The organism is Vibrio sp. 10N.239.312.C11, from assembly GCF_041466065.1.
Classification (GTDB): Bacteria; Pseudomonadota; Gammaproteobacteria; order Enterobacterales; family Vibrionaceae; genus Vibrio; species Vibrio tasmaniensis_A.
This window is the reverse complement of record NZ_JBFSRZ010000016.1, coordinates 65338-86375: the sequence shown is the minus strand read 5'-3', so window position 1 is coordinate 86375 and position 21038 is coordinate 65338. Positions and strand designations below refer to the sequence as shown.

General features: G+C 43.8%; 18 protein-coding genes. 13 read left to right on the top strand and 5 right to left on the bottom strand.

All coding sequences use genetic code 11. From position 1 onward, the window contains the following. Positions 1-133 precede the first annotated feature (133 nt). Both AB6D07_RS09620 and AB6D07_RS09615 read right to left on the bottom strand, forming a co-directional pair. A complete protein-coding gene (locus AB6D07_RS09620; RefSeq protein WP_017102849.1) occupies positions 134-1321 on the bottom strand; it encodes a hypothetical protein in 1188 nt (395 codons plus the stop codon). Positions 1322-1527: 206 nt separating this feature from the next. Beyond that, a complete protein-coding gene (locus AB6D07_RS09615) occupies positions 1528-3570 on the bottom strand; it encodes a hypothetical protein (RefSeq protein ID WP_372091801.1) in 2043 nt (680 codons plus the stop codon). A gap of 134 nt (positions 3571-3704) precedes the next feature. Between AB6D07_RS09615 and AB6D07_RS09610 the strand changes: the two genes are divergently transcribed. Genes AB6D07_RS09610 through AB6D07_RS09590 form a run of 5 tightly spaced genes read left to right on the top strand, consistent with a single transcriptional unit; the run spans position 3705 to position 9710 of the window. Continuing rightward, positions 3705-4778, top strand: coding sequence for a cytochrome-c peroxidase (locus tag AB6D07_RS09610; protein WP_017102095.1), 1074 nt, complete (start codon positions 3705-3707; stop codon positions 4776-4778). Next, complete coding sequence (locus AB6D07_RS09605; protein ID WP_017102096.1) at positions 4765-5931, top strand: cytochrome-c peroxidase; 1167 nt, start codon at positions 4765-4767, stop codon at positions 5929-5931. Before AB6D07_RS09610 ends, AB6D07_RS09605 begins: the two co-directional genes overlap by 14 nt. Continuing rightward, positions 5928-6512, top strand: a complete 585-nt coding sequence (locus AB6D07_RS09600) for an arsenate reductase (azurin) small subunit (protein WP_009845422.1) — start codon at positions 5928-5930, stop codon at positions 6510-6512. Before AB6D07_RS09605 ends, AB6D07_RS09600 begins: the two co-directional genes overlap by 4 nt. After that, positions 6513-9257 carry a molybdopterin-dependent oxidoreductase gene (locus tag AB6D07_RS09595; RefSeq protein WP_017102097.1) on the top strand — a complete coding sequence of 915 codons (2745 nt, stop codon included), beginning with the start codon at positions 6513-6515 and terminating at the stop codon, positions 9255-9257. A 9-nt stretch (positions 9258-9266) separates the two neighbouring features. Next, positions 9267-9710, top strand: coding sequence for a CopD family protein (locus AB6D07_RS09590; RefSeq protein ID WP_004731117.1), 444 nt, complete (start codon positions 9267-9269; stop codon positions 9708-9710). A gap of 170 nt (positions 9711-9880) precedes the next feature. On the opposite strand, the gene AB6D07_RS09585 is transcribed toward AB6D07_RS09590, so the two are convergent. After that, positions 9881-10336 (bottom strand): plastocyanin/azurin family copper-binding protein, encoded by a 456-nt coding sequence (locus AB6D07_RS09585; RefSeq protein WP_029222759.1) that lies wholly within the window; start codon positions 10334-10336, stop codon positions 9881-9883. A 566-nt stretch (positions 10337-10902) separates the two neighbouring features. Here AB6D07_RS09585 and nirB point away from each other — a divergent pair. From nirB to cobA, 4 genes are all read left to right on the top strand, one after another. Beyond that, on the top strand, positions 10903-13461 hold the full coding sequence (gene nirB, locus AB6D07_RS09580) for a nitrite reductase large subunit NirB (RefSeq protein WP_017098594.1): 2559 nt from the start codon (positions 10903-10905) through the stop codon (positions 13459-13461). A 15-nt stretch (positions 13462-13476) separates the two neighbouring features. Beyond that, a complete protein-coding gene (gene nirD, locus AB6D07_RS09575) occupies positions 13477-13800 on the top strand; it encodes a nitrite reductase small subunit NirD (protein WP_009845418.1) in 324 nt (107 codons plus the stop codon). 158 nt (positions 13801-13958) lie between these two features. Continuing rightward, positions 13959-14774 (top strand): formate/nitrite transporter family protein, encoded by an 816-nt coding sequence (locus AB6D07_RS09570; protein WP_009845417.1) that lies wholly within the window; start codon positions 13959-13961, stop codon positions 14772-14774. Positions 14775-15090: 316 nt separating this feature from the next. Further along, positions 15091-15867, top strand: a complete 777-nt coding sequence (gene cobA / locus AB6D07_RS09565) for a uroporphyrinogen-III C-methyltransferase (protein WP_017102098.1) — start codon at positions 15091-15093, stop codon at positions 15865-15867. Positions 15868-15899: 32 nt separating this feature from the next. Here the strand turns inward: cobA and AB6D07_RS09560 are convergent, their stop codons facing one another. Continuing rightward, a complete protein-coding gene (locus AB6D07_RS09560; protein ID WP_242441561.1) occupies positions 15900-16388 on the bottom strand; it encodes a DUF4174 domain-containing protein in 489 nt (162 codons plus the stop codon). Here AB6D07_RS09560 and AB6D07_RS09555 point away from each other — a divergent pair. The 4 genes from AB6D07_RS09555 (at position 16354) to AB6D07_RS09540 (ending at position 19268) form a co-directional block, all read left to right on the top strand. After that, positions 16354-16515, top strand: a complete 162-nt coding sequence (locus tag AB6D07_RS09555; RefSeq protein WP_241810804.1) for a hypothetical protein — start codon at positions 16354-16356, stop codon at positions 16513-16515. The two genes, AB6D07_RS09560 and AB6D07_RS09555, sit on opposite strands and share 35 nt — an antisense overlap. 151 nt (positions 16516-16666) lie before the next feature. Then, on the top strand, positions 16667-17140 hold the full coding sequence (locus tag AB6D07_RS09550) for an NYN domain-containing protein (RefSeq protein ID WP_009845414.1): 474 nt from the start codon (positions 16667-16669) through the stop codon (positions 17138-17140). A gap of 80 nt (positions 17141-17220) precedes the next feature. Beyond that, complete coding sequence (locus AB6D07_RS09545; RefSeq protein WP_009845413.1) at positions 17221-17886, top strand: response regulator transcription factor; 666 nt, start codon at positions 17221-17223, stop codon at positions 17884-17886. Next, a complete protein-coding gene (locus tag AB6D07_RS09540) occupies positions 17883-19268 on the top strand; it encodes a sensor histidine kinase (protein ID WP_017102100.1) in 1386 nt (461 codons plus the stop codon). The genes AB6D07_RS09545 and AB6D07_RS09540 overlap by 4 nt, the downstream gene beginning before the upstream one ends. A 200-nt stretch (positions 19269-19468) precedes the next feature. Here AB6D07_RS09540 and AB6D07_RS09535 read toward each other — a convergent pair whose 3' ends face one another. Then, positions 19469-20773 carry a dicarboxylate/amino acid:cation symporter gene (locus AB6D07_RS09535; RefSeq protein ID WP_009845411.1) on the bottom strand — a complete coding sequence of 435 codons (1305 nt, stop codon included), beginning with the start codon at positions 20771-20773 and terminating at the stop codon, positions 19469-19471. Between the last annotated feature and the right edge of the window lie 265 nt (positions 20774-21038).

The following is a 21038-nucleotide window of genomic DNA, read 5'->3' as shown; positions in this document are numbered from 1 at the left end:
ATGCAGCGGATTGCAAATCCGTGGACCTCGGTTCGACTCCGGGAGGCGCCTCCATCATTTAGAAAGCCCGATCAGAAATGGTCGGGCTTTTTTACGTCTTTAGGAAAGTGATTTGGCTTTTGAGTGTTGCTAGTTAAAAGGTCCAAAGCTGATCAGTGAACTGTACTTTTTCGATACTGGATAGCACGTTCAAGCCATCACGTGAAACAACGGTATCATTAAGTTGAATTTTACCATTCCCCAGTTCATGGATCTGGTATTCACTTTTAGGGCCATGGGCGATCACTGTATTTACCCCCGCGTTTCCGGTTACGCGGTTGTCATGCTCGTTGATCTCAATATTCGCATCATTGTTACCTGATAGCGTTAGTTTAGTAAGATATTGAGAGTGATGAGTATAGGACGTCGCTGGGTCATACCTCATTTTAAATGTTCCGGTGAATGTATCGGCAAGGTATGCATCGTAAGTCAATGTTGGAGAGAAAATCTGCTCCACTATCGCTTGTGCATCGGGGTCTTCTTTTGAGAAATCGTCGCGGGTTTTAACTTGGTATAACCCCCACATACCTTTGCCGTTGTATGCTCCCCAAAGCCCGTAGTAGCAGTCAATTACAGCGGCAAAGTACTCTTGATCAACGCTGACTTCTTCTTGCCACTCTTCTAAAATATCACGGGGTGGCGTGTAAGCATGGTGTAATGCTTGTCTCTGTATCGCATTAAATTCTTTTTGAAATTCTGGTAATGCGGTTACTGCATCTTCAGGCGCGTTAAAAACCCCGATGCCATAGTCATGAACTAGGTGCAGTATTTCTTCATAAGAGGCGTCACGATGCTCTTCATAATTTTGTTGGACATACCATTCGCCGCCTTCAACCTGAATCTCTTCTTCGAACAAGGGCTGACCGGGCAAGTCATCGTTGTATCGTGGCTCATCGTAATAATTCATTAGCTTAAGTATTGCGCCATTGTTGGCCATCGCGTTTGCAATCTCGCGTTTTGAGTCAGTGCTCCAATACTTAGTGCCATCAACAGGAGTTAGATAGTGGTTGAGAACATTGACGGCTTTGACCATTTGATAATCGCTCAGGCGATCCATAATCAAAATATGGATAGATTTGCCATTCGGGGCATTGACCGCTACATATCGGTTGTAGCCTGCTCGAGAGTACTCAGCGAATTGAGAGGGAACGGCTTCAATCGTGACTCCATGTACAACTGACGGTGCTGCGTTTGCCTGATTGAATAGCGATTTACTTTGATTTGAACCGCATCCAATGAGAAAGATAGCTGTCGCTAAGGTAGCTAAAGATAGAGTTTTCATGACACACCTTATTATTCATACGAAGTATCAATATACGGAACTGCAGTGCGTTGTTTAGTGACAGAAGTTGCTGTTAGACAAACCCATACAATACCTTACAAAGCGAGGCTTAATTCGTTGCTACTAACTTTACCGGCTGCGAGTGAAGTAAAAATGAAAGCCTCAAATAAATGGGCTTGATTTTGCTACCAAATTTGAGTTCTTTGTTAGGGGTGATTACTTGTCGTTTCAAGATACGTGAGAGTGGCTTGAAGAGTCGTTGAGGATCGGTGATCTAATTCACTTTCAAGTATTTCATAAACAGTATGTGCTTCAAAGTTTGCCAACTGTGGATAAAGCAACGGCTCTTCCAAAAGCAACCCGATCAGTTTCTTCTGGGGACAAACACCGTTAAGCGCAAGTTGATTGAGCGCTGCGTGCTGAATGCCGATATACGAATGTTTGATCAATTCTAATAATTGTTGCTCGTCATTGATGTGTTTTATTAAGCCGACTCTTAAAGATAGGCAGGGTGATGACATCAGTGACAAACGGTTCTGTTGTATCCAATCATCGCCAAGCCAGTCGAGGATGTCGCCGATATTTTCGGATTGCTCATCTAGCAAGAGTTCTAACGTGAGCTGATTAAAGCGTGATGATTGTACATCGGAAAAGCTTATATTGTGTCGACATAAGGCATGAATCAAGGCGTGAAATGCCGCTTTGGTTAGATGACTTATTTTGTCGTCAGAGCAAAGGCCGCACAGCCATGTTTTGTTTGAGCAAAACTCTAGAGCGATCGCTTGATTTTCTAGAGCCTCTATCTTTGCAGATCTGTTAGAACGCTTCTTTACTGAAGTAGAAGTAGAAGTAGAAGTAGAAGTAGATGCGACGGTAGAGTCAGCGTTAGAGATAGCAGGTGAGTGAGCTTGTTTTAATGCATCAAGTGTTGATGTAATAAGTGCTGGTTGAGCATTAGCGTCAATGATTTCCGCGCTAATCATTTCATTTATAGGGGCTGTGTTCGTTGTTGTTCTAGGTTTTAATGAAGAATCCGCAACTATGATACCTGATGTCCCTAAAGTGAGTTCTTTTAAATAGCTTTGGTGGCTAGTTTTTGGGTTTTTCGAAAGGTGTTCAATTAACAGTCGCTTGATAGAGTTACTACAAGCTTCCTGCTGAAGTTGTTGCCGAATAAAGGCAACGCTAAATTGTTCGGAAGTTTCAGTTAATAGGCTGTTTAGGCTGTCGAGTTGTTCTGACTCTTCCAACTTTGAAAACACTTGATAGAAATGGGGTATAAAACGGGCTAGTTGCAACTGTTTATGCTGAGTTTCCAAATTTGAAATCAGTAAAATAACCGCTGCGGTTGCATTGGCTAGATTCGGTTTATTTTGAAGTTGGTCAATGACATGCAGTTTATCTTTGTTACTCAGTAGCCCTATGAGTGAGTTGAGCAGCATACCAGATAGCAGCAATTCAAAATTAAGGTGCTTTATATCTACTAGGTAATTCCATTTCGTTAATTGATGTACAGAGCTCTCTCTGATGGATGGGTCTGAATGAGACAGGCCGTTTAAAAATACCTGCAGATATTCACGACAATCCATTTCAGATAGACGCTGAAATGCCATTTTTTGGCAGCTAATATCAGGGTGTTGTGTGGCTTTGTATAATACGACTTTGTCTTGAGTGTTTCTCAAAAACATCCGAGTATCAGCGGTGCTTTTGAGTACGTTGTTTTCATTTAGCAGAGTCGGGGAGTGGCGCGAAAGTAAAGCAATGAGTTTGCCTTTTAGGTCTGGCTCGGGGTCATTCTGAAGTCGGTGTAGTATACGCAGAGACTGTTCATGATCTAATTCGTGTTTGTGATTGTCTAAAATCCGCGCAGCTATCAAGCTGATGTCATCTCCGTCATTCCAACCTCCATCCCAGTAGTCATTTTCGTCGCATACTGCTTCTAATAATACAGGAACAGCGAGTAGAGAGTGTTGGTTGTTCTCAATAGCCACTAACGATGCCAATTTAATTTCGCTGTCGTCCCAGTATTGATAGCTGTTGAGGATGGGCTCAATAGGCGCTGCATTATCTAAAGCGAGGCATTCAAGACTAGTGAGAACAAGGTCAGGATTCTGGGACTCTAACCTTTCTATAATCAGATGTTTAGTGTTTTGAAAACGGCTTAATATTTGTGCTGCCAATACCTGTTCGGATAGGTTTCCAGTCAAGTAGATGTGTTTAACTTTGTTAAGTAATTTATCTAGAGACATTTATTCAAGCACCACTGAATTAACAAGTTTGAATAATAACTCTTATCATTTCTAATTGTATGATCCTAATCATATCTTTAATGTTTCATGTGTTAATAATAGGGGTAGATGATAGTAACCCCGAAGGAATGTCGATGAGCATCGCACTAAAAAGCTTGGTAGGAGTGTGTGCCCTTTTCTCTGCAACTCTATACGCCGCTCTGCCCCCTATGAATATAAATACGGCGAAGGCAGAACTCGGTAAACGACTGTTTTTTGATACGCGCTTGTCCGGGGACGACTCGATATCGTGCTCTAGTTGCCACATTCCGTCTAATGGTTTTTCTTACCCTGAACCGTTGAGCCCTGCCTATACGGGGAGTGATGGATTTCGTAATGCTCCAACACTTATTAATACAGTCTATAAAGAAGTGTGGTTTCACGATGGTCGTATTGGCACCAACCTAAACGATGTGGTGCGGGAGAATATCACTGAAGACTGGCTGATGAATATGGACATGCGTTTGATGCAGGAACGCCTCAAACAAGACCCTATATACGTCAAGATGTTTAAAGCGGCTAATCTAGGGGAACCTTCAAATGGAGGAGTGCGCAAAGCTCTGCCTGAATACCTAAAGACACTGACTTCGAAGAATGTCCCTTTTGACAAGGGTGAGCTTAGCGACTTAGCGAACCAGGGAGAAAAGCTGTTCACAGGCAAAGCGGGGTGCAGCCAATGCCATCGTGGTGCTCTATTTTCGGATGGAAAGGCACACAATACCGGAGTGCCAGAAAATCATGAGATATTTTTAGACCCCATGCGACATCAATCTTTTCTTGCCTACAACATGTTTATGGGTGTGCAAGATTACTTAACGTTAAAGCGCGATGTTGGTGCGCATGTTCAAACTCATAAAGCGGATGGTAGCGATCGCGGTAAGTTCATAACGCCAACGCTGCGAGAGCTCAGTCAAACTGCGCCGTATATGCACAATGGCATGCTTGCCACGCTTGAAGATGTGGTTGAATTTTATAATCAAGGTGGTGGCGAAGACTCAAACAAAGACTCTCGACTCACCACGCTTTCCCTAACGGACTATGAAAAAAAGGCGCTGGTGGCTTTTTTGGAATCGTTATCTGGAGACGCCCTTATAGGCGAAGAATACGAATGGTTAGACTATGACTTCGGCTACGAATACACGGAGGGTTGGTCAAATGCTCGTAACTAAACGCTCTGTATTAAAGGCAGCACTCTTTATTCTTATTGGGATGACGGGGCTTCCCAATGTTGTTAATGCAAAGGTACAGCTTGAGCCTCTAGGGGAGGTGCCTGTGCCTGTGGATAATAAACAAACACCCGAAAAAATTGAGTTGGGAAAGATCTTATTTTATGACGGTCGGCTAAGTGGCGATACGACTAGCCCATGTGCTGGTTGCCATATTCAATCTCAGGGCTGGGGTTTTCCTGATGACTTATCCATGGGATATCCGGGTACGGTACATTGGCGTAATAGCCAAACGATTATTAATGCGGCTTATTATGACAAATTTTTCTGGGCGGGCAGCGCTATGTCATTGGAAGCGCAAGCCAAAGATGCTGCGAAGGGCGCGGTCGCGGGTAATGGTGAAGATGACATCATGGAAGCGCGTTTAGCGTTAGTACCTGAGTATGTTGAACGTTTTAAGCGAGTGTTTGGTGATGATACTCCGAAAATACACAACGCTTGGCGTGCTATAGCCGCGTTTGAACGTACGATGATTCAACGCGACACACCAATAGACAACTATTTACTCGGTGACAAAACCGCTTTGTCTGAGTCCCAATTGAAGGGTAAAGCACTGTTTGAGGGCAAAGCGAATTGCATAGCTTGTCACAACGGGGCTTTGGCTTCTGACCAGAAATTCTACAACATTGGCGTGCCGTCAAGCCCTTGGTGGAATGATGATGGACTGGCACAGATAACGTTTCGATTTGAGCTTTATTCTAAAGGTGTCACCGAAGAGATGTACCGCACTACAAAGGCTGATCCCGGTGCTTACTTTCGTGCAAAACGTAAAGAGATGTTAGGTAAGTTTCGCACGCCAAGCCTACGTTATACAAAATACACTGCGCCCTACATGCACAATGGCACTATTCCAACTTTAGAAGCGGTGATTGATTTCTACGACCGAGGTGGTGTGGCGGATGACGGACGTACTACTGGTTACCCTCAGACAAAATCTGCTTTGATTCAACCTCTCGGTTTAACGGAGCAAGATAAAAAGAACTTACTGAGCTTTATCGAAGCATTTTCAGGTGAACAGATTTTTATTGAAGAGCCGACAATTCCAGAATACCAACCGTTATTTACTAAAGAAAAACTTGCTGGAGCAGAAAAATGATCGCCAACTCAGAGCAAAATTCGAGTAAACGACACAACAAATGCATGATGTCACGACGTGATTTTTTACTCTATTCCGGCGCAGCTACTGCCGTATCAATGGTTCCTCTTACCTTATTTGCAGGAACGGATTCTGAAACTCAGGTTGAAGGTCGTATTGTTGGTTACCCGCGTAAGAAAATCGCAAAGTTAAGTCAACTCAGTAACCATATCCCGGTTCACTTTCAATATCCAGATGAAGGAAAAAACTCGATTGCGATGCTGGTTAAATCCGACATCGAATGTGGCGGTGGGATAGGGTTACAGCGAGATATTGTGGCGTACTCGATGACGTGTACTCATCAAGGCGGGCCTTTAACTGGTGCTTACAAAGCAACAGGGGAGCATCGCATTGTCGGGCAATGTCCATTCCACCTGTCTACATTTGATTTGCGTCGCCATGGAATTATGGTGTCTGGTCAAGCCTTTGAGAGCTTACCTCAAGTACTGCTCGAGCTCGAAGGTGACGACATCTATGCAGTTGGCGTTATGGGGTTGATCTTTGGTCGCATGGAAAACCTGATCGATGTGGAGATTAGCTAGATGACTCAACTTTCTTTTAACGATAAATTGGCTTTAAACGATCAATCTGCTTTAAACAGCCAGTATCTGCAACCGACTAGTACATTACTGCCACCTGCTAGTGCGGAAGTCATCACAACAGCGTGTGACTATTGTATTGTTGCGTGTGGCTATAAAGTCTATCGTTGGCCTGTGAGTAGCCCTTCCGGTGGGCCTGCTGCAAGTGAAAATGCATTTGGTGTCGATTTCCCGGTTCATGCTCTGCAAGCTTGGGTTTCGCCACAGCAACATAATATTGTTTCGCATAATGGCAAACCACATCATGTGGTTGTAGTGGCAGACAAAGACATACAAGTCGTCAATAAAGGCGGTGATTCTTCGGTTCGTGGTGGACTGCTCGCAAGAAAGCTCTATAACCCAGAAACACCAACCAAAGATCGATTGAAGCAACCACTTGTTCGAATTAACGGTCAGTTACAACCTGTAGAATGGGATTTTGCGTTGGATATAGCGGCCCAAGTTGGCCGTCATGTGATTGATACGCACGGTTCGAACAGTTACTGCGTAAAAACCTTTTCCTATCAGTATATTGAAAACACCTATGCAATAACAAAGTATGCATTGCGTCATGTCAATACCGCGAATTTTTCGTTTCATGACACGCCGTCAGATGTCACCGCAACCCCGGGGTTTCGAGATGCGGGTTTTGATAATTTTGCTCCAAGTTATGATGACTGGGGCGCGGCAGATACTTTGATGATCTGCGGAACGGATCCGTATGAGACCAAAACCATCATTTTTACGCAGTTCATTATGCCTGCGGTGCATCGTGGAATGAAAACCGTAATTTTGAACCCTCGTGAAACCGCAGGCATAGCGTGGCTTAAATCTCAAGGTGGATTGCACCTCGATATTAATCCCGGTAGCGATAATCTTGTGATTGGTGCAATTGCTCGTGTGATCTTAGATCAAGGATGGCAAGACAATGAATGGATTGAAAACTGGGTCAATAATAAGTGGGAATCAAGCTCTGGCTTTGGCCAAGGTACACGTAACACACCTTGGCAGTGGAGAACCACTTGGGGCAAGTTCCAAACCGATGGCTTTGATGATTATAAGCAATGGAATTTAGAGCAGAAAGAGTTCGCACCTGAGTATGCCGCGTCGATAGCGGGCATCGACGTCGAGAAGATCCACAAAGCTGCCGAGATGTTGGCAATGCCAGTGAATGGTCAGCGAGTTAAAGCATCAATTGGTATAGAGAAGGGCTTTTATTGGTCGAACAATACCGGAAATACCAACGCCATCGCCTCCCTTGCAACGATCATCGGTACTGGTGGCCGCGAAGGGCGTGTCATTGGTCGGTTTGGTGGGCATCAACGCGGTGGGTTAGCGGGTGGGAAACTTCCAAGAAACAAGTCACCTGAAAAAGTCGCAGGCAGACGCAGACGCTCAATAGACACCGATAGATATCTCTATTCCGGGCATACCCGAATGGCACATGTCATTGGTACAACATGGATCCAAGCTATGTGTGGCAGCTATGGGTTGAAAGAGAAATTCACTGACTTAACGACACGTAACCCTCACCAAGCGACGCGACGTGATAAACAGCACATTATAGATACACTCAAAAAGCGTGCAAATTCCGGTGGAATGGTCGTCATCAATCAAGATATTTACTTACGTGATCCTATAGGTAAACAGTTTGCCGATATCATCTTTCCGGCCGCGACTTGGGGGGAAGAGGATTTCATGCGCGCTAATGGTGAGCGTCGTCTACGCCTTTACCAAAAGTTCGCTGATGCGCCGGGTCAGGCTAAGCCAGACTGGTGGATTGTTGCTCAAATGGCTTCGCGAATGGGGTACGACGGGTTTGATTGGCAAAACTCAAATGACGTAGCTGAAGAGTCATCACGATTTAGCCGTGGTAGCCGTAAAGATTTTAATATGATTAAAGTTGCAGCACATGCTGAAGGGAAAACTCTTCATCAAAAGCTCGCTGAATTTGGTACCGAAGGGATCCAAGGGCCTGTTTTTTATAACTATGACACCAAGAAGCTGATTGGCACTAAGCGCTTGCATGACACTGAAATGAGTTGGGATGATTTGGTCGACAAAGGGCTGCAAGATGGCCCTCAAGGCGCCAATATTATGCGCAAACAACTTACTCAATTTAATAGTCAGACGGGGAAGGTCAATCTTCAAAAACATCCTTGGGATCTGTTTAGTGATTTCCATGCTTGGCTTACTCCCCAAAAGGACGAGTTGTGGTTCTCGAATGGTCGTATTAACGAAATTTGGCAGTCAGGGTTTGATGATATCGAGCGCAGGCCTTACATCACTCATCGCTGGCCTGAAAACTGGATTGAAGTTCACCCAGAAGATGCGGAAAAGCGGGGCATAGAAGCCGGAGATGAAGTGCTTGTGTACTCGGAGCGGGTGGCCAATTTTAAAGATACGATTCTGGGTATCGAGTCGGACGATTTTCAGTTTAGTAACCTAATGAAAAATGGTCACATTCAACTGGATTACGCGGAGATTAAAGCCGTTGTGATTGTCACCTCAGCCACGAAAAAAGGTGTGTTGTATTGCAATATGATGGACATGAAGAACCCAGCGAATGCTTTAACTACAAGGGTAGTTGACCAAATCAGTGGTAACTACAACTACAAAATGGGCGTCGCCAAAATAAAGAAAATTGGCGAATCAAAATATAAGCGTGAGTTTGAAGGGTTCTCCTTTGCACCACGTAACATTGTGTAAGGGAAGTTTATGTTTGGCGTATTATTGGTTTTGCATGTCTTGGCTGCCACCATTTGGACGGGAGGGCACATTATTCTCAGCGTCGTTATCCTTCCTAAAGTCTTGAAACACCGTTCTCCAGAAATGTTATTGGAATTCGAGCAAGGGTACGAAAAGGTGGGAATGCCTGCTTTGGTAGTTCAAGTGGTGACCGGGTTGATGCTCGCTTATCACATGTTGCCGGACGTTAGCTTATGGTTTGATATGTCGATTCCATTGGCTCATGGCATTGCCGCTAAATTGACGTTGCTGTCTCTGACGGTATTGCTAGCCCTAGACGCACGCTTTCGTGTGATTCCAAAACTATCGAAGGACAACTTGGTTGATATGGCGCTGCACATTGTGCCGGTGACCATTATTTCAATTTTGTTTGTGGTTGTCGGAGTGTCATTTAGAACGGGTTGGCTAGTTTGATCTGTTTTTACGTTTAGTGCGGAATATTTGACAATGTCTAAGTTAGATAAGTAACAAGAAACAGCGCCAATTCGGCGCTGTTTCTTGTTACTGACCCCTTAGCCTGTCTTCAGGCTGGCATTCCTATCACACATCAACAGAGAGTTGATGCTTCAAGACAGGGACAAAGGTTATTTAATTTTTTGCTCTGCTTGATCGAGCAAGCCTTGCATCTTTTTCTGAGCTCTGCGACTCACACGTTTTTTGGCCGCGGTGCGAGCTTCTTCTAAGTTAACACTTGGATCACCAACAACCACGAGCGCCACCATTCCGTGTCTGTGGTGCACTTTACATTTGATTCCGTACACTCCGGGCTTATCAAAAGTGACTTCCTGAGCGTTTGACCCGGATATCATAAGAGGTTTAGCTCCGTCAGGAAGCATCCCTTGAATGCTATGAGCAGTATGAGAGCCAACGGTTCCTTTAAAAAGCACCTTGTCACCAGGTTCGATTTCTACGTAATCAGGAATGAATTGATACATCTTGTCGATGTTTTCAGAATTCATGTCCATCACTTGTTTGATGACCTTTGTTTCAGCAAACGCAGGGGCTGCAATAATAGATAGGATTAGTAAAATTAGGCGCATCGTATTCACTCTATTAAATAAGAATTATTTTCAACAATGCTAATTTATTCAGGGTTTGGTTGGAAGTTGATTTTTACATCACACATGTGAATCAAAAGGGTTCTTGTGTTAGATCAAGCAAACAAACCGATGACCCAAGCTATAAACTGAATTCATCACGACATTAAAGGGCGAACAGCTTTGTTTACATTCCGAATAGGTAGGAGTGGTTTTCACAATTACACATAGTTTTTCACGCAAACGGTGTTCTACATGTATTTATAGGCTTCTATATATATTTATAAGAACCTAAATGAAAATGATTGTCATTTACTTACGTTGTTGGTAACCTATTGTGAAACTTTACAACATTCCTCTTAATGCACTGAAGTGTATATAAAACCCCGCTAAACCCTATGTAAACTATGGTTATTCGTTTGCTTTGCTTGTTAATTAAGCATATCTACCTCTTTTGTTCTACCCCTTTAGGGTAGTTTGTTTTCGTAATTGATTTACATCATATTTTCATTTTCTTTCATAATTCATTATTCGCTCAGTTAAGAAATATATAACCTTCAGGAATTCTTATGAGCAAGATGAAGCTAGTCGTAATCGGTAACGGGATGGTCGGTCATCGCTATATCGAAGATTTAGTCGAGAAGACAGATGTTGCAAACATGGACATCACGGTGTTCTGTGAAGAACCACGTGTTGCGTATGACCGTGTGCACCTTTCTTCTTACTTTTCACACCATACTGCAGATGAACTTTCTTTGGTAAAAGAAGGCTTCTACGAGAAACACGGCATCAACATGCTGATCGGTGAACGTGCTATCAACGTTAACCGTGAAAAGAAAACAGTTTACTCAAGCACTGGTCGTGAAATTCAATACGACAAACTTGTTCTTGCGACTGGTTCTTTCCCGTTTGTACCGCCAATTAAAGGCCACGAAGGTAAAGACTGTTTTGTTTACCGTACTATCGAAGACTTAAAAGCTATCGAAGCGACGGCAAAGAACTCAAAGTCTGGTGTTGTTGTTGGTGGTGGTCTACTTGGTCTTGAAGCGGCTGGTGCACTAAAGGCATTAGGTGTGACGACTCACGTTGTAGAGTTTGCTCCCAAGCTTATGGCAGAGCAGCTTGATCTTGCTGGTGGTAATCAACTTCGTCAAAAAATCGAACGTATGGGCGTAAACGTTCATACAAGTAAGAACACGCTTGAAATTGCTCCTGAAGGCACTGAAGCTCGTAACGTAATGCGTTTTGCAGACGGTACAGAGCTAGAAACTGATTTCATCGTATTCTCTGCTGGTATTCGCCCACAAGACAAACTTGCTCGTCAAATGGGCCTAGGTATTGCGCCTCGCGGTGGTATCGAGATTAACGATCACTGTCAAACGACAGACAAAGATATCTACGCTATCGGTGAGTGTGCATCTTGGAACCAAACGTTCTACGGTCTAGTGGCTCCTGGTTACAAAATGGCGACCGTTGCGGTTGACCACGTTGTTGGTAACGAAAGCACATTTGAAGGTGCAGACATGTCTGCGAAGCTTAAGCTTCTTGGCGTGAAAGTAGGTTCTATCGGTGATGCTAACGGCCGCACTCCAGGTTGTAAGAGCTACGTTTACCAAAACGAAGAACAAGAAATTTACAAGCGACTAATCGTTTCTGAAGACAACAAGAAGCTGCTTGGTGCGGTAATGGTCGGTGATACGTCTGACTATGGTGATCTTCTTCAGCTAATGCTGAATGAAATCGACCTGCCAGAGCATCCAGATGCATTGATTCTTCCTGCTCACGCGGGTGCTGAAAAGCCAACACTTGGCGCGGATTCTTTACCAGAAACTGCCGTTATCTGTTCTTGTTTCGATGTAACTAAAGGCAAGATTGCACAAGCCGTTGCTGAAGGTCACCATACAATTGGTGATATCAAAGCAGTAACTGGTGCTGGTACTGGCTGTGGTGGTTGTATTCCACTTGTGACTTCAGTACTGAACGCTGAACTTGCTAAAGCCGGTGTTGAAGTGAAGAACGACGTATGTGAGCACTTTGCTTACTCTCGCCAAGAGCTTTTCCACTTGATTCGTATCGAAGAAATCAAAACATTCGATGAGTTACTAGAGAAATACGGTAAAGGCTACGGCTGTGAAGTATGTAAGCCTCTAGCGGGTTCTATTCTTGCTTCTTGCTGGGGTGAGCACATCCTTAAGCCTGAGCTAGTGAAACTGCATGATACCAACGATAACTTCCTAGGTAACATCCAAAAAGACGGTACTTACTCTGTTATCCCTCGTATGGCAGGTGGTGAAGTAACGCCTCAAGCACTAAGCGTTCTTGCTGATGTAGCGGCTGAATACAACCTGTACACCAAGATCACAGGTGCACAGCGTATCGGTCTATTCGGTGCTCAAAAAGATGACTTACCAGCAATCTGGAAGAAGTTAGTTGCTGCGGGCTACGAAACAGGTCAAGCGTACGCGAAGGCGCTACGTATGGCTAAGACATGTGTCGGTTCAACTTGGTGTCGTTACGGCGTTCAAGATTCAGTTGGCCTAGGTGTGATGATCGAGAACCGTTACAAAGGCATCCGTACTCCTCATAAGATGAAGTTTGGTGTGTCTGGCTGTACTCGTGAGTGTGCTGAAGCTCAAGGTAAAGACTTAGGTATTATCGCGACTGACGCAGGTTGGAACATGTACGTATGTGGTAACGGTGGTATGAAGCCTCGTCACGCAGACTTACTTGCAAGCGACCTAGACCAAGAAACGCTGATCAAATACATCGACCGTTTCATGATGTTCTACATCCGCACGGCTGCGCCACTACAACGTACTTCGGTATGGATGGACAACCTAGAGGGTGGTGTTGACTACCTACGTGAAGTGATTGTCGACAACAAGCTTGGCATCAATGACCAACTTGAAGCGGACGTAGCTGGCCTTGTGGGTAACTTTGCTTGTGAGTGGACTGACACTATCAACGACGAAGCTCAACTTAAGCGCTTCTCACACTTCATCAATGCTGACGACCGTGATGAAAACGTTGTGTTTGTTGACGATGGCCGAGAACAACACCGCCCAGCAACATTCACAGAAAAACACCCAGAAGCGAAGGGCGATATCCTTCACGTTGAACTGGTTTAATTGGGAGACGACATCATGGCATTTACCAAAGTTTGTAAGATCGAAGACATTATTCCAGGTACCGGTGTTTGTGCGTTGGTTGGTGGTGAGCAAGTTGCTATTTTCCGCCCAACTAAAGCCGAAGAAGTGTTCGCTATTAGTAACACTGACCCGTTTTTTCAATCAAACGTTTTATCTCGCGGTTTAACGGTTGAGCACAAAGGTGAGCTTTGGGTGGCAAGCCCACTTAAGAAGCAACGCTTTAACCTAGCAACAGGTGTGTGCATGGAAGACGAGAGCTTCAGTGTAAAAGCGTATAAAGCTCGCGTTACTAAAGGTGCTGTAGAAGTTTCAGCATAGTTAGTTCGAAACCATAGCTAGTTCGAAACTTCGACACAGTTACTTAGCAAGATTTGATAGATCAAGGGTTCTAGTTATCGACATTGCCTTAATTCGGCAACTAGAACCTTTTCCTATCCGATTTCAACTTTTAATTTTAACTTTTTAAGGACAATCTTATGTCTACTGATTTTAAACCAGCAGAATTCGTTCAAACAATGATCGATGTAGGTGAAGCGAAAACGAAAACAAGTACTCGTGATCTACTGATTCGAAGCACAATGGCAGGCATCATTCTTTCTCTTGCTGTTGTAGTGGCAATCACGACTATCGTGCAAACAGGCATTGGTATTGTTGGCGCTCTTGTGTTCCCTGTGGGCTTCGTCATTCTAAGTGTAATGGGCTATGACCTAGTAACCGGTGTATTTGGCCTTGCTCCTTTAGCGAAATTTGATAACCGTCCAGGTATTACTTGGGGTCGTATTTTACGTTGTTGGGGTCTTGTTGGTCTTGGTAACCTTATCGGTTCTTTAATTGTTGCAGTGTTAGTGGCAATTTCACTTACAGGTAACTTCTCTTTAGAACCAAACGCAGTTGCTCAAAAGTTCATTGCTGTTTCTACAGGTCGTAGCCTAGGGTTTGAAAACATGGGCATGGACGGCTGGATCACATGTTTCGTGCGCGGCATCTTCTGTAACCTAATGGTTTGTCTAGGTGTGATTGGTAACATGACTGCACGTACAGTTGCTGGTCGTGTAGCAATGATGTGGTTCCCAATCTTCATCTTCTTCGCACTTGTATTTGAGCACACAGTGGTAAACATGTTTCTATTCCCACTGGGTATGATTCTTGGCGCTGACTTCGGTATCGCGACATGGTTGAACTTCAACCTTATCCCAACAATCTTAGGTAACATCGTTGGTGGCCTACTGTTAACGTGTGTTCCCCTATACCTGACTCATGTTAAAACAGCTCCTTCTCTAGGCGCGAAGTAATACGGTAAACGTAAGTTAGTATGAGATTGAAAGCCCCAACAACGTGTTTGGGGCTTTTTTAGTTTGAAAGCTGTCAGTGTATTCTCGGGCAGACAACACCTTAGTTATCATAGATGCGTTGTTTGCTATTGAGCAAAACATCCGCAATAGATTGTTTTGTTATAATTATTTCTATCTTCGTTAGTATTTAGACTGAATATTTATTTCAACACCTGATAGTCTAAGAGGTAAGGATTTTGATAAGTCATCATGAATACAGTGACTTATCACATAGATTGAAGCTTGAGATAAAACAAGCAAACCTTCGGAGCGCAGAATGTCAGAAGTATCGTCATCGAATGTTAAAGAAGTAAGCAATGGATTTGTTTCATTGGTAGGTGCAGGTCCGGGCGACCCAGACCTACTTACACTAAAAGCCGCACGAGTGATTCAACAAGCAGACGTTTTGGTTTATGACCGCTTGGTATCAAAAGATATCTTAGCGATGGCTAATCCAGAAGCTGAAATGTTGTATGTGGGTAAGAAGCTCGATCACCACTGCGTACCACAAGATCAGATCAACCAACTATTGGTGACCAAAGCACAAGAAAACAAGCACGTTGTGCGTCTAAAAGGTGGTGATTCGTTTATCTTTGGCCGTGGTGGCGAAGAGTGCGAAACGTTAGCTGAGAATGACGTGAGATTTGAAGTGATTCCTGGTATTACTGCAGCCGCAGGAGCGACCGCATATGCGGGAATTCCATTGACTCACCGTGACCACGCGCAAAGCGTACAGTTTATTACGGGTCATTTGAAGAAAGATGGCGAAGATATTGACTGGCGTTCTCTTGCTCAACACAATCACACGATCGTGTTTTACATGGGCTTGAAAGAGAGTCCGAATATTCAGAAGAATTTACTCGATAACGGTATGCGAGAAGACATGCCAGTTGCGATTATCGAAAATGGCACTCGCCAAGAACAGAAAGTGTTTAGAGGTGGGCTACGTGACCTAGCTGATCTTGCTGGCGTTGCAAAGAGCCCAGCACTGATTGTGGTTGGAAGTGTTGCTCAGCTCCATGAAAAACTGGCTTGGTTTAACAAGCCAGCTTAAGTGATTGATGATCAAGCTTAGCTGACTAAGAATCAAATACTGCAGCGGCTACTCTGTCGCTGCATTTCTTGTTGGCGCATGGGCATTTCGTCAATAATATTGGTGATTAAACTCCAGTCGGTTTTACCACTCCACCTGTGTTTCTCTTTCCCGTCTTTGCCAATCAACACGGCAGTGTGTGAACCTTTGGGTATTCCATAACTGTTAGTCACTGCATCCAAATTAAACTCTTCAACTAACCATGCAGGAACGGTGTAGCCGCTTTCGGCGATGACCATGATAACTACATCTCGCTCGTCCAATTGACAATTGTTAATCAAGACTTCATTGAGAAACTCTTTTACGATCGAATCATCTGTTGGAGCGAAATAAATAACACTGCGGTGTGGCAGAGCTTTGGAATGAGAGTAGGCTGGGTAGGCGTGTAACGAGTTGACTGACAGAATCATAAACATAACCGTGCTTGTTATTAAAGCGTTCAGTGTTTTGGAAATTACGTTTGTTACCGATGCCTTAGTTATCGCTGCCTTAGTTATGGCTGCGTTAGCTATTGCCGCGCAGCAACGTCTCAATACTGAGTCAAAGGTGTCGCTGCCGAGGCATGATCTGATTATTTGTCGGTACTGCATGTTCCACCTTCCTCGATAAACCCAAACAAGCTCTAAGTTAATAACAACTACGTTAAGCCAATAACAACTACGTTAAGCATAGCTAATGAGTTCATTTTTATTAAAGAAAGCGACTCGCATTTTAGAAGTGAATAGAATAGGGTATACGGAAAATCTAAAGGTATGAATTTATGGAAAACATAGCAATTTTGGTCGACGTTCAGAACGTTTACTATACAACACGCGATAAATACCGTTCTAACTTCGACTATAACCAGTTTTGGTATGTTGCCACGGAAGGACGTAACGTTGTCGAAGCCAATGCTTACGCAATCTCAAGCCAAGATCCTAAACAGCGCCAATTCCACCATATCCTTCGTGGTGTTGGTTTTAATGTGAAGCTAAAACCGTTTATTCAGCGTCGTGATGGTAGCGCCAAAGGGGATTGGGATGTCGGTATCGCGTTAGACGCGATAGAGCTTGCGGAGACGGTTGATACGATTGTTTTGGTATCGGGTGATGGCGATTTTGAAATCTTGGTAGAGCGAATCAAAGAGCGTTTTGGAAAGCCTGTTGAAGTGTATGGCGTTCCTGGGTTAACAGCTCAAAATCTTATCGATTCTGCCTCAAAATTTGTACCGATTGAAAAAGATTTTCTTCTATAGAGGAAATCACGCACTTTATAATTGAAATCAATAATAACGATAATTAGAATGCAAACAGTTCTTATTTATCGGTGTGTGAAATGTCTCGTGTTTTAGTTGTTGATGATGATATTCAGTTGTGTGAGTTACTGGGTGAAGTGCTGGAAAATGAAGGGTATCACGTTGATACCGTTCATTGCGGTGAATCAGCTCTAGAGTTTATTCAATCAAATCCTGTTGATTTAGTCTTACTCGATGTGATGCTCCCCAATTTAAGTGGTATTCAAGTCGCAAGACGTATTTGTCAGCGTTTTGCTACTCCTATCCTTATGCTAACTGCGCTTAATGATGATGCCTCCATGCTAGATGGCTATCAAGCCGGGGCAGATCAATACATCGCTAAGCCTTTCAATGTTCCTGAGCTTTTGACCCGGATTAAGGTGATCTTACGCCGAGTTGGGTTTGAGCGACAAAGACAATCAATGGCTTCATCTAATCAAGGTTTGTGCGAGCAACTTACCCGTTTACCTTTAACGGGCACTGAAAAAGAGTTGCTCGATTATCTGATCAAAAATAATGGCATCGTTGTATCAAAATCTGACTTGCAAATACATGTCTTGAAGAAAGAGCTGTGCCCCTTCGACCGTAATCTAGATATGCATATCAGCAACATACGTCGAAAATTGGTGCAGGCTGGCTTATCAAAGCAACATATTAAAACTGTGCGCGGTCAAGGCTACAGCTACCTAGAGTCGGTAGGAGTATGAGTAACTGGTTTCTACGGTGCCCTGATTTCGTTATCAAGCGTAAGGATGGCTTAACGTTTCAGCTGTTCAGTTGCCTGACCGTGATTTTAGTCAGTATCCTCATCCTTCAAGGTGTCGCAGAACGAGCGCTGATGAAAGCCTTGTTGAAGGTACCTGAACCTGTCAAAGCTGAAATGTTGGATTTGGCTTATCAAGCTAATGTACTGATCGAAGAAGGGGACATGGATGAGCTTGCCGACTGGGGCAATGCCCAACGTTATTATTTATTCATTATCGATGAAAACAACCGACCTATTACCCACCGACACATGCATCCGCATTTTGAATTTAAGTTGAAGTACCTGCGTACATTAGACCATCAACTCAGTGATCGTGTGAGTAAGCCTATCTTCGGCTTGCCACTTGATAACGGCAATACACTCGTGATCCAACTGCCAGGCCAGTTTCATCCAGCAAAATCCTTTGCACCGTATTCCTACGCGCTGAAAGTTGTGATTGCTTTGATCGTGTTATCGCTGTTTTCCATTATTATGGCGAAAAGTCTGCAGCAGCCACTCGATCGTTTAAGGGAGGCCAGTCGAAGGCTCGCACAAGGAGATTTTTCAGTGAGTGTTGTGTCTGAGTTGGATTCAACTACACGTGAATTCAATGAGCTTGCCAATGATTTTGACCATATGACCTTTGAGATTAAGTCTCTGGCTGAAAAGCAGCGTCGTTTGATTCGTGATGTATCACATGAGTTGAGGACACCGTTAGCAAGGCAGAATCTCGCATTACATTTACTACGTAGTAAGGTCGATGAAAAAAGTATGGGTTTACTCGAACGGATGGAAAGCGAAACGGAAGAGATGAATAAGCTGGTGGGTGAAATTCTTGAGTTCAGCCGGCTAGAAACCTCTCGTTATGATTCTAAGTTAACTCCAATGCATCTTGAGCAGTATTGCTCAATGCTAATTGTACAGATGCAAAATGACTTGAAACCTAATCAAACTTTGACTGGTGATTTGGAAACTGCAACATCAATGGTTAATGTTGACGAGAGGCTACTTTTGAGGGTGATCAGTAACCTTGTAGGAAATGCGATCAAATACGCAGGGGGCAATGCGGATATTGTCGTCAAGACCTATGGGCAGGTCAATGATAAGCGTTACAGTGTCATTTCTGTGGAGGATGATGGTGAAGGTATCCCAGATAACAAGATTGCAGATATCTTTGACCCGTTTACCCGCATCGAGTCAGCCAGAGATAAACAGTCTGGTGGTTACGGTCTTGGACTCGCGATCGTTAAGGAAGCTATGGGAGTGATGAATGGGCATGTTACCGCTGAGAACAGAGAAGGTGGGGGACTTAGAGTGAACCTTATGTTTCCTATCGTAGATTAAGCGTTAGGCTCGGCACTCAACGCTCAGCCCCTGTAACGAGAAGATAGATGAGAGTTGAATCGTTTCGGCTCAAAGAGAACCCAATAAAAAACGCCACTGCAGATGCAGTGGCGTTTTTGTTTATACGCTTTTCATTATCAGCTAAGGCATAGCCATTAATTACGCCTTAGCTTGGAGATAAGAGCGACAGAGAAGCTAGATTATGCCTGTTGGCGTGCTAGCTTAACTTCTTCTTCTTTCTCACCAGCTGCCGGGTCATTGAAGCGAGACTCATCAAGAGAACCTTCAGACTTAGCAACGATGATAGTTACGGCACTATCACCTGTGATGTTTACAGCGGTACGAATCATATCAAGAAGGCGGTCAACACCCATGATTAGAGCAATACCTTCAAGCGGTAGACCAACTTGGTTCAATACCATCGCTAGCATAACAAGACCAACACCAGGAACACCTGCGGTACCAACAGACGCCAATGTCGCTGTTAGGATAACCATTAGGTAATCACCCATAGTCAGGTCGATGTTGTAAGCTTGTGCAATAAACGCAGTTGCAACACCTTGCATGATAGCTGTGCCATCCATGTTCACTGTTGCACCTAGTGGTACGGTGAATGAAGCGACTTTGTTGTCTACGCCCATGCGGTTTTTAGCCGTTTCCATTGTTACTGGAATCGTTGCGTTCGAAGAGGCAGTTGAAAACGCAAACATGATTGCATCTTCCATCTTACGTAAGAACGTAATCGGACTTAGGCCTGTGAATCCTTTAAGCATCGCGCTGTAGGTAACCAAACCGTGTAGAAGTAGGGTACCCGCAAGCACTAAGAAGTATTCTGCTAGGTTCCAAATTGCGCTTAAACCAAGGCCAGAGAACAGCTTCGCCATTAAGAAGAATACGCCGTAAGGCGCAAGGTTCATTAGTAGCGCAACTAGCTTCATGATCACTTCGTTTAGATCAGAGAAAACCGCAGCGATACGCTCACCTGGTTTACCCGCTGCACTGATTGCAATACCAAACAACACAGCAAATACGATAACTTGTAGCGTTTTGCCCTCAGCCATCGCCTGAATAGGGTTGGTCGGGAACATGTCGATGATGACTTGGCCCAAAGAAGGAGCATCAGCTGATTTGAAAGAGCTCGCAGCCGTAAGATCCGCACCCGCTCCAGGTTGGAACAAATTACCGATAGTCAGTGCTAGAGTGATAGCTACAGCAGTTGTACCGATATAAAGTGCAAGTGTTTTGCCCCCCATACGGCCAAGAGTTGATAAGTCTTTAAGAGAGCTTGTACCGCACACGAGTGAAACGAAGACGAGTGGTACAACAAGCATTTTTAAACTGGCGACAAAGATCTGTCCGCCTACTTCAAAGAGTCCGTTAACGATGTAGTTGTTAACAAATCCGCTGTCTGCAAAAAGGGATTGAATGGCAAATCCCGTTAATATACCTACGACCATACCGAGGATAACTCGGCCAGTCAGAGACATAGGTTTCTTGGTATTCATTTAGAACACTCCTTATTATTTATAACTTTGATACCTTTCCAAAGTGAGCAGGAGATTAGCAGTCGGTTGATTAAATCGAAAAACAAAAAATGAGTTTGGAATTACAGATGTGATCAGAATCACTGATAATTGTTCAAATAAAACAAAATAAAACAAAATAATTCACCAGTTCTTTACATTTATCGAGTGTTTTATACAAAAAATCGTCGTTCTGAAGGTAATAAATAAGATAAGAGGATTTTGTTATAGATGTTTGCTTATTACA